Source organism: Thermoplasma sp. (genome assembly GCF_023256435.1).
Classification (GTDB): Archaea; Thermoplasmatota; Thermoplasmata; order Thermoplasmatales; family Thermoplasmataceae; genus Thermoplasma.
In genome coordinates this window covers 23,240-33,195 of the sequence record NZ_JAGDXM010000050.1, presented here as the reverse complement: position 1 = coordinate 33,195, position 9,956 = coordinate 23,240, and the positions used below count along the sequence as shown (strand labels likewise).

9 protein-coding genes are annotated in these 9,956 nt (G+C 45.7%); 5 read left to right on the top strand and 4 right to left on the bottom strand.

Annotated elements, in window-relative coordinates:
* The first annotated feature begins 149 nt into the window (after positions 1 to 149).
* The 5 genes from Q0C15_RS07105 (at position 150) to Q0C15_RS07085 (ending at position 4,855) form a co-directional block, all read left to right on the top strand.
* Positions 150 to 1,694 (top strand): AMP-binding protein, encoded by a 1,545-nt coding sequence (locus tag Q0C15_RS07105; RefSeq protein WP_297217747.1) that lies wholly within the window; start codon positions 150 to 152, stop codon positions 1,692 to 1,694.
* 37 nt (positions 1,695 to 1,731) lie between these two features.
* Complete coding sequence (locus Q0C15_RS07100; RefSeq protein WP_367181989.1) at positions 1,732 to 2,115, top strand: DUF488 domain-containing protein; 384 nt, start codon at positions 1,732 to 1,734, stop codon at positions 2,113 to 2,115.
* An 80-nt stretch (positions 2,116 to 2,195) separates the two neighbouring features.
* Complete coding sequence (locus Q0C15_RS07095) at positions 2,196 to 2,525, top strand: hypothetical protein (RefSeq protein WP_110640830.1); 330 nt, start codon at positions 2,196 to 2,198, stop codon at positions 2,523 to 2,525.
* Between the two features lie 179 nt (positions 2,526 to 2,704).
* The gene (locus tag Q0C15_RS07090; RefSeq protein WP_297217740.1) at positions 2,705 to 4,459 is read left to right on the top strand and encodes a S9 family peptidase; all 1,755 of its coding nucleotides are present in this window, start codon (positions 2,705 to 2,707) and stop codon (positions 4,457 to 4,459) included.
* A gap of 45 nt (positions 4,460 to 4,504) precedes the next feature.
* Positions 4,505 to 4,855 (top strand): hypothetical protein, encoded by a 351-nt coding sequence (locus Q0C15_RS07085; protein WP_110640826.1) that lies wholly within the window; start codon positions 4,505 to 4,507, stop codon positions 4,853 to 4,855.
* Here Q0C15_RS07085 and Q0C15_RS07080 read toward each other — a convergent pair.
* From Q0C15_RS07080 to Q0C15_RS07065, 4 genes are all read right to left on the bottom strand, one after another.
* On the bottom strand, positions 4,852 to 6,249 hold the full coding sequence (locus Q0C15_RS07080) for an amidohydrolase (protein WP_297217735.1): 1,398 nt from the start codon (positions 6,247 to 6,249) through the stop codon (positions 4,852 to 4,854). The genes Q0C15_RS07085 and Q0C15_RS07080 overlap by 4 nt on opposite strands.
* A gap of 2 nt (positions 6,250 to 6,251) precedes the next feature.
* Positions 6,252 to 7,685 carry an amino acid permease gene (locus tag Q0C15_RS07075; protein WP_297217731.1) on the bottom strand — a complete coding sequence of 478 codons (1,434 nt, stop codon included), beginning with the start codon at positions 7,683 to 7,685 and terminating at the stop codon, positions 6,252 to 6,254.
* A 196-nt stretch (positions 7,686 to 7,881) separates the two neighbouring features.
* Positions 7,882 to 9,588, bottom strand: a complete 1,707-nt coding sequence (gene cbiE, locus Q0C15_RS07070; RefSeq protein WP_297217728.1) for a precorrin-6y C5,15-methyltransferase (decarboxylating) subunit CbiE — start codon at positions 9,586 to 9,588, stop codon at positions 7,882 to 7,884.
* On the bottom strand, positions 9,572 to 9,956 hold a 385-nt coding region (locus Q0C15_RS07065), incomplete at its 5' end, for an SAM-dependent methyltransferase (RefSeq protein WP_297217725.1). The genes cbiE and Q0C15_RS07065, both read right to left, overlap by 17 nt.

Genomic DNA, 9,956 nt, shown 5'->3' with positions numbered 1-9,956 from the left:
TCAATGACTGCATGGGTTGATATGGGGGAAGTATTGATAACATTTTTGCTGGTGAAATATTTATCACTGGCCTTATTCAATTGAATTATTCCTAATAGTTAGATATTAGTCTGAAAAGATTGATATATATGAACATTCATCTATATAGCATGGAATCACCCAGATTGATGAATCATGGTTTGACTCTTGATAGATTATTTCACAAGACGATTAGAACAGGAAGAGGAACAGGATTGAAGGACGGGAAAAGCGAGTTAACGTACGGTGAATTCTACGATAGGATACTCAATATTGCTATGAATTTGCATAGGGATGTCGGTGAAAACAGAGTGATATCGGTCATGGACTGGAACACCATTAATTTCGCCTTGCTCATATATGCCATACCGTTATCCGGGAATATCCTTCATCCGGTTGATGTGAGGCAACCGCCTGATCAGATAATCGCTTCTATGAAGGAGGCCGGTAGCACTTATCTTATATATTCCAGGGACTTCGGAAAACTCGCAGGAGCCGCTGTCAGCTCAGGTATCCTGCCTGAAGACAGAGTGTTTGATCAGGAAGGTCTCGTATCGCAGTATGGAACCTTCGGCGGAGGGAAACTTTGGCTTCCAGAGATACATGAAGATCGTACAGCTTCGATCCTCTTTTCCAGTGGAACCACTGGAAAACCCAAGGGCGTTAAATACAGGCACAGGGACATTGTTCTCACCATATGGGCTATGGAAACGAACCTCTCCGCTTTCCCTGGACCGGCAAGACTGACATCATCCGACACCGTATTTTCGCTGATACCTTTCTTCCATCTATGGTCATGGGGTACGCTGTTCATTTCCACGCTCATAGGTTCCAACTACATTCTCGGCGGAAGATTTGAACCGACGAATACCATAAGATTGATCAAGGAAAATCGAGCGACGTGGATGAGCATGGTACCGACGATGTTCAATGCAATAGTGGGCACCGATCAGAATGCACTGGATCATCTCAAGATATTGATAGGAGGATCCGCCATACCATCCGGGATAATCAATTTTGCATCGGATCATCGGATAGAGATAACCGGCATATACGGTTTCACGGATGGCCTCGCAGCAGGAATAGGTACTTCAGACATCGCTGACGATTTCGGAGCCAGAAATGCAGACGCTGTGAATTCTATCACTCCCCTTGTATTCACGGAGTTCGATACCGAAGGGGAGAACAAAGAGCTGAAATTCAGATCTCCCTGGATTCCAGATGGCTATTTCAACGCGGAAAGCGAAAAAGCATATAGAGATGGTTGGTTCTATCCCGGTGATTCAGCAGAGATAACGGAAGATGGAAAGATAAGGATCCGGGACAGGATCAAGGATCTCATAAAGAGCGGTGGAGAATTCATACCGAGCGCGCTTCTGGAATACTATATATCCAATATCGGTGACGTAGGCGATGTTGCCGTAATTGGAGTAAAGGACGAAAAATGGGTGGAAAGGCCAGTTGCATTCTACAGGACGCGGACTGGAAAACCGCTTGATGAGGAAGTCATCAGATCCTATCTTCGCGATCTCGCATCGAAGGGTTCGATCAAGGAATGGTGGATCCCGGATCGCTTCATCTTTATGAATAGCATGCCCATGACCGGTACGGGTAAGATAGATAAGAAGACCCTTCGCGAATTTGCTGGCAAAGTGCAGGAAAATAATAACATATAAAGACAGCACGCATACTTGAGGGGAATGAAGAATGACTATCATAAGAGTGAAAAGAGTTTACGAACCATTTTCAAGCGATGATGGGTATCGCGTATTTGTGGAGAGATTATGGCCAAGAGGCATGAGGCGCGAGGAGCTCAGAATGGATCTGTGGGCGAAGGATCTTGCACCGAGCAATCGGCTGAGAGTGTGGTATTCTCATGATCCAGCAAAATGGGATGAATTCAGATCAAAGTACAAGACGGAGCTTTGCGAAAAAGAAGAAATTTTAAATGAACTCAGAAAGATCGAGAATCTAACACTGCTTGTGGCATCGAAAAGTGATCTGAATGCTGGTGCCGTTATCAAGGATGTACTGGAACATTGGAATGAATTCATGGATTTATGCTCATCTGTAAAGAATAATGCTGCAAAGATGTAGCTGATACATCTGGTTTGCACTCTGAATTCAAGCAATGGAAGGAAGCAAACATTTATTGATAGTGATACATACTAAAGATAATGAAGACAAGAAGCGTTGAGGGGATAGTTGTCGCGATCGCTATACTAATTATCGTGTATGGCATCGTGCCTCTATTGCTTGCGACGCCACCGAACAATATGAAGTCTGGAGGCACTTACTATCTTGAAGGCAAGATAGTTTCAGAGATAGAATCATCGAATGGATCCATATTTGTCCTCAATACCTCATCCGGAAATGTCACCGTCTACTACCAAGGTGTAGCACCGGCCGTGGGTTCATACGTGCTCGTCAAGGGAACATATAAAGCTGTATTTCTTATAAGTATATTTGAGGCCAGTGAGGTGTACTACTGGTTGTATATTCTCTGATTGCATTTGAAAGCTGCAGACTGCTGGATCATATAATATTTGATCACTCCATTCGATTTCGAATTCCTGAAAATATAAAGTTCTGCATCTTGAAATTTGAGTTCGATCATACACTTGAACTGCCCTTTATTACACTGCATTCTACAAGTTTTTAAATATAGAATTGGTTTGATCATACTATGCGGGATCAGACATTTGAAGACCTTCTCGGACTCAGGATCATAGATGAAGTTAGACTGTCTAAGGACGGCGATCTTATTGGTGCTATCGTCTCTGAGAATTTCAGAGACTACAGAAAGAAGGAACAGAGGAAAGAGGTATACCTCTTTGACCGAAACTTCAAAATAATTGCAAAATACGAAGGATATGGACTCCATTCTCTATGCTTCACACCTGCCGGATCTGTTCTTTTCGCTGAGGGTAAGGATATCGTCTCGCTGAAAGGGGATGGCCTGCCCCTGAAATACAGCACAGGGATCAAGGTAAATTCTGTTAGCTTCTTCGGTGGAAAGATAATATTCACGGGTGAAAAGGAAGATAAGAAAGGATCCGACGATGCGTATTTCTTTGAGGAGGAGGATCGGTTCACAGATCTCTACCGCATAGATGAATCTGGAATAGTCCGATTGACTCAGGATCTGCAGATATGGGAATTTGCTTCAGCAGACGATGCCGTATATGCAATAGCATCTGATTGCCCCCAGGAGAGCTGCTGGTACAAGTCCAAGGTATTCAGGATAACAGCGGACGGAAAGCAAGAGCTCATATACGACCCTGGTAGAAGGCAGATCGGAAAGATAACGGCGCATGGAACACGCATTGCTTTTCTAGAATCGGTAATGAGCGATCGCGGAGTCATATCAGGTGATGTCATACTTTACGATGGATCAATAAGGAATATAACCGACGGATCCAATATTAGCTATTCTCATGTGGTTCTGCAAGGGGATTCTATATACGTGCTTGGAAATGACAAAACAACGTTTAGCATTATGGATCTTTCAAACAAAAGAGAAATATGGTCCGGCTTCGGTATAGTTTATCCCGCGTATTCGCCATCCTTCGACACAGCAAATGGATCATTTGTTGTCCCATTCTCGCCTCCGACCGATCCTCCTGAGATATATCGCATAGACGATGGTATCTCAAAATCCAGTCTAAATTCTCATCTAGCCGATATAGCGGCATATCCAGCTGAAATTGTAGAGTGGCGTTCTTCAGATGGTGAGGATATTTATGGAATACTGAGAGTCAGGAATCCTGAGGATCCGCTCATAGTATACGTTCACGGTGGCCCGACATCGTTCTCGTATGCATCCTTCATCGATCGCACATCCATCTATCTTGGCTATGGATTCAGCGTATTCGCTCCAAACTACAGGGGAAGCGTCGGCAAGGGCAGGAGATTCGCAGAACTCAACGTCGGCGATCTTGGCGGCATGGACTTCGAAGATATTCTTTCCGGTATAGATCATCTGAAAAGATCAGGAAAGATAAGAACCGAGAGGATATACATAACGGGCGGATCCTACGGAGGATACATGTCCGCTCTCGCCGTTATGAAAACGGATATCTTCAAGGCATCAGTCTCACTGTTCGGAATATCTGATTGGATATCCTTCCACGGCACAAGCAATCTTTATCTTTGGGACAGATTGCATATGGATGCAGATCCATGGGACTTCGATAAATATGACAGATATTCTCCAATAAGGATCAAGCACGATCCGAAAACACCCATTCTGCTGATGCATGGTATACGGGATCCATACGTGCCCATAGGTCAATATTATGAATTTTATAGATTTCTGAAGGAAAAAGGCTGCGAAGTGCGCATGCTGGTTTTTCCAAGGGAAGGCCACGGATTCACAGAGAAGGATCATATCAAGAGGCAGTATCTTGAAACGATCAAATTCATGAAGGATCATAGCTAACCATCGATGAGATAATTTTTTATCTTCCCAAAAATTTCGATTTCCATGAAATTTGAATTCGAATACATGGAAACGCCTGAAGATCTATTGATGTCTCTCTCAGCTGGATTCGCTATGGCCATGCGGAATATTGCAACAGTGTATTCGTACAGAGGGTACCTGTCTTACTATACGCCAGCGATGGCTGATGGCGATGATCTCACAATACTGGTAACACTGACAAAGGGCGAACTGGCACCAGGACTGATAGATTTTGACTCTGAGAATAAGAAGATTGAACATGTGAAGAAGGCAACAAATCCAGAGGCATATCATTTCCTTGTGGTAAGGCCGCAGATCTCAACCATACTGGATAAGGCGATATTTGATTTTGAGAAATCTAGATCCCAGTCCTAGGATCTGAAGTACACTATTTTTCCTTCAAATATGGTCATGGTCGGCCTGGCTTCCTTCAGTTTTTCATGGGCCAACAGTGAAGACTGGTCGAACACTGCGAAATCTGCCGAATATCCCGTCTCTATCAGCCCCACCCATTTCTCCAAACCGAGCAGATATGAACCGGCCTCGCTGTAGGATCTGACAGCCTCTTCGAACGTCAACCGCTGCTGTCTGAACTCACTGTTCACAGCATAGTGAATACCGTACATTGGCCCTATAGGCATGGAATCTGATCCGAACGCTAGCCTAATACCGCTGTCTAGTATGTCCCTGTAAGGATTATTTCTGTACAGCCATTCACTGCCCAGCCTGTCCTCATACATTCCACCATGGCCAGCCCATTCCAGGAAGTTTGGCTGCGCCGATATTATCGTATTATCATCGATCATATCCAGGATACCATCCTCAACGAGTTCAAAATGCTCTATGGAATTTCGCTGCTTTCCGGCATGCCTGTGCATCGTTTTGGCTGCGACCTCAACTGCGATCTCCCCGATGGCATGCACTGCAAGAGGCAGATTTCTGGACCATATCGTCTGTGCAAATGCCTCAAAATCTCTTTCTTTCATCTTCAGATTCCTTTCGTCCCATCCACCATGCGCTGCAGTTCTGGAACCGAGAGAACCGTCAAGAAATTCCTTGACGCCCCAGTCGAATTCATCAGCACCGAATCCATCGAAGAGTTCGTTTGAGTATATTACCTTGAATATCCTTATTGGGATCTTAATCTTACCATATGTATCATAGGTCATTCTATCGACAATATCCCTCACACCGGTTATTCCAAGCGATACAGCTGTATCCAGCGCCATGCTGAGGGCTTCTGATGCCTCTTCATAGTCTGGCCGGATCAAATCCTTCAGATGTACCATGTCTTCCTCTCTGAAGACCCCGTCCGGCCTGAACTGACCTATTGATCTCATGGCGGCATCGTTTACCACCGCCATATGGGCATCCCTCCTGAACGCAACCACCGGCTTCTCTATGCTGTTCAGATCATGGGCAGTGAGATATGAGCGGTCGTCATCCCATCTAGACTCATCCCATCTATATGCAATAACCTTATCATGTTTCTCCGCATAGGATCTTATCTCATCTATAGCCTCCTTCTTACCAGGAGCATTGAAGAGATTCAGTCTCGAAAGTTCAAGACCAGTGCTCATCAAATGAGCATGGGAATCTATGAAGCCAGGAAGTACTATCTTACCTGAAAGATCGAGCGTGTTCTTGGATCTGATGCCTCTATCGCGTCCGATGTAAACGATTCTTCCGTGGTCTATGGCTATGGCATCGGCATCTTCATGTCCGAATATGGCAGCGTTGGTGATCAGGGTATCGAATGTTATGGTCATTATTATGCACCAGCCTCATAATTCATTGCTTTATCCATATCTGAAAAGTCTATGTTAGAATATCGGCTCCTTCTGAAATATAGTATCATGATGGATACAATGATCCATCCCAGGAATATCAGAGGCGCTATCAGGAAGGGCATTGACATTCCCAACAGAGAATAGTAGTATGCTATGCCCATCAAGACCGTAGTGGCCGATGGCAGTATCACCCATAACGTAATATTTCCTCTTCGCGTCCTGATATGGGATACGGAGAGGGATGTGTTCACAAGCATGTGTATCAGTAACGTTGAGAGAGTTGCGATCGTCCCGAATATTACCCACGCATAATAAAGGCCAAGATAAAAACCATCTGCTAGATAGAAGTAGAGGCCGAGTGCCGCTGCCGAGACCGCGGTTATGGCATAGGTGAGGTCAACGCTCTTCACAGGTACGGCCCTTCCGTCTCGATATCCGATCTTCTCAGGAAGCACACCATCCCTCCCCAGTGCATACATCACACGTGTCATGGGCATTCCCATGCCGATGACAGTCCCGTATGTTGACAGGAATGTACTTACCAAAATGAATATTATTGATCCGCCTATGCCTGTGAATCTCCTGGCAACGATCAAACCTGGTATCACCGCAGATGAGAAATTGCCGAGATTGCCGATGCCAAACCCGACGATCATGGCGTAGGATCCCATCACGAATACAATTCCAGCAATCACAACTATGGCGATTATCGCCTTTTTTATAGTCTTTCTAGGTGATCTAGCTTCCTCGCCCATGGGAACCACTGAGCCATAGCCGGCGAAAGCTAGATACCCGCCCACTATGAATCCAAGGAATACTCCGGTCCATCCAGATCCAGCTGACGGAATAAAGGCAGAAGCTGTGTTGTCCGGTGCAGATGGAATTATTATGAAGGAAAGAAGGATCACAAATGACACCTGTATCGATCCGAGAACCAGTGCAAGTTTTAGAGAAGGTTTTGCCCCCATACGCATGAGGATGTATGAAAGAGCCATCATCGATCCTATCCAGACTATGCCGGTCCATTCAGGCAATGCAGTCCCAAAGGCATAGTTCAAGGACTTAGAGAATCCCCAAACCACTATCAGATATTCCAATGCAAGATTGGATGCCTGATACAGAAGGTACTGGAGACCCGTGAACTTTCCAATATGTTTTCCGAGGCCGTATTCCACGTAGGAATAGTAGCCGCCGGAATGGCTGATGATCCCTGAAAACTGATATATCGTGTTCGCTGCCATAACCACAGCCAAGAATGATATGATCATAGCCAGCGGTGCGTTTATGCCAGAGAGCCCAACTATACTCACTATGAGTCCTGAGAGTATCGTTATGGGCGTGATCTGTCCAAGACCCTGAAAGACAAGATCCCAGGTGCCAATCTCCCTTGCGCTAGGATTAACAACGCTTGCCATGATGGGCCTGAAAAATCATGAATAGATAAATCTTTGTTTTCGTAATATTGATACTAAATTCGTAAAAATATTTCTATCGATCCGATCAACCATGGGAACCCACATGATTACCGATCCAGTATAAACCGATTGATTTTTTCATATATTGTCTTCGCAATGACATATTCGTTCAATTCGTCCCTATGCGATGCGATGATCATCTGATCACCGGTTCGCCTATGACCATTATGGAAAGATCGGAGAATTCCATATCCTTAAGTTCTCGGATGCGAGCGGCGAATCTGCGCTCTTCGGATGAAGTCGCCTTCTCGATCACTGTTGCGGGAAGATCTCCAAAGCCCTTATCTGAAAGGAATGCAGCGATATCTTTTGGCATGAAATCGTATGGCCTCGGTATTACGATAGCACCACCCTTATCTGACAGGGCTTCGATGAGGTCTTTCTTTCGTGTTTCAATGTCTCCCGTAACATGAAATGAGACGATTCCTGCCATCTCAAGGGTCATTCCGGTGATACTGCATGCTGCCTGAACGGAGCTTATCCCGGGAATTATCTCAAATTTGCGGCAGGACCCAGTAAATCTCTTCATGAGTTCCGATTCAGTGAAACACGCATCCCCAGTGAAAAGATAGGCGATCCTGTATCCCTGTCTATACAGCGATACGATCTGGTCCACATATCTCTGCTGATCCTTCCAGTGGAACACGACCTTGGGTTTGTTCCATATGAGACCTCTGGCTATATCAAGTGGTGTCGCATATCCAGCCACTATGTCAGCGGAAACTATAGCTTTTCTCGCCTTCATCGTCATGAGATCCGGATCGGACGGCCCCACACCTACAAATGATATGAACCCGTCAGATAGTTTCCTTCTCCTCGCCGCAGCTATGGTTACCTTTCCTTGGCATGGCCTGAACGGATAGAAGAGCCTCGACGCCGGCCCAAGTGAATAAAGTGCGCAGGGTTCAGCCACGCCGGGGATACCAAATACCTCCATGGCCTTCGGTGAACTGTGTGTCATCTCGTCCTGATCAATCGCCTTCAGATCCTCCAATTGGATCCTGATGAATCTTGTTTTTCGACCATCAATGATGTCAGGCGGAATATCCTTTATGCTCGAAATATAATCTATATCCTCCCATGAGAGCCCGGTTTCATCAAAAAAGTTCTCTATGCAGTTGGACATCGCTGACTCATCGGCCCTTGAATTGAAGCCGATGCCTATGGATATGTCGTCCGGTATTAGATAGCATACCTTATCCGCATCACCCGGCCTATCAGTGATCACTATGGCCGGTCCATCCTCGTATGCTTCGCTTTGGCGATCTTCGAAGATACTCCTGAGTTTTCTCCTCTTTTCAGACCTGAATATAACTGGCACATTATCGCCGTTGGCTATTGCCGCATTGACCGTGAGTATGCATTCCGGATTGGCAATGCTGGAGTAGGTAATCCTTGCTATGTTCTCCACGGACATGCCTCCCGTGGATTCTATTCCATCCGTTATGACGGCTGTGCATCCAAGGATGCCAGCAACGTATGAGGCGATGCCGTTGGAATTGCCCGCATGCCCGGATGCAGCAGCTACAGCGAACCTTGAAGCATCGTCCACAACCACGATAGGAATATCATGGTTCTTTTCTATCATGATCTCCGATGCGATCCTATAGAAACCTGGAAGGGACATTACCATGACGGCTGCATCGTACATGCGCAGATTCTCCATGAGAAATATCTTAAGCGACGAGTCCAGTTTTCTGCATTCTTCATTACCGTATCTGCAGAATGCCCTAGCATCTAGGCCATCCGATCTCATCCTGGATGCGAGCCGAGCAGCAACTTCTGCACCGGATCTTGATAAAGATACGATAAGGACCTTTCTCACGTTATCTGCCGGATGCATTCCTACCACCACGGAATGAATGCACGTACTCTGGATCGTAAAGCCTGCTGTGTCTGACGAACTTCGGATCAACCACATCGCCCACGATTATGATGGCCGTACGGTATATCCTCTTCTCATGGACAAGCGATGCTATGTTCGAGAGTTTTCCTCTGATCACGATCTCATCAGGCCATGTCGAACGATATACAACGCCAACGGGTGTCTCTGGGTCGTAACCTCCATCCATAAGGTCCTTCGCTATACGATCTATTATGTGTATACCAGTGAATATGACCATTGTGCTTCCATGCGCGGCCAGATTCTTTATCTGTTCCTTCTCAGGCACCGGTATCCTGAGGGAACCTCTCGCTATGATCACGGCCTGC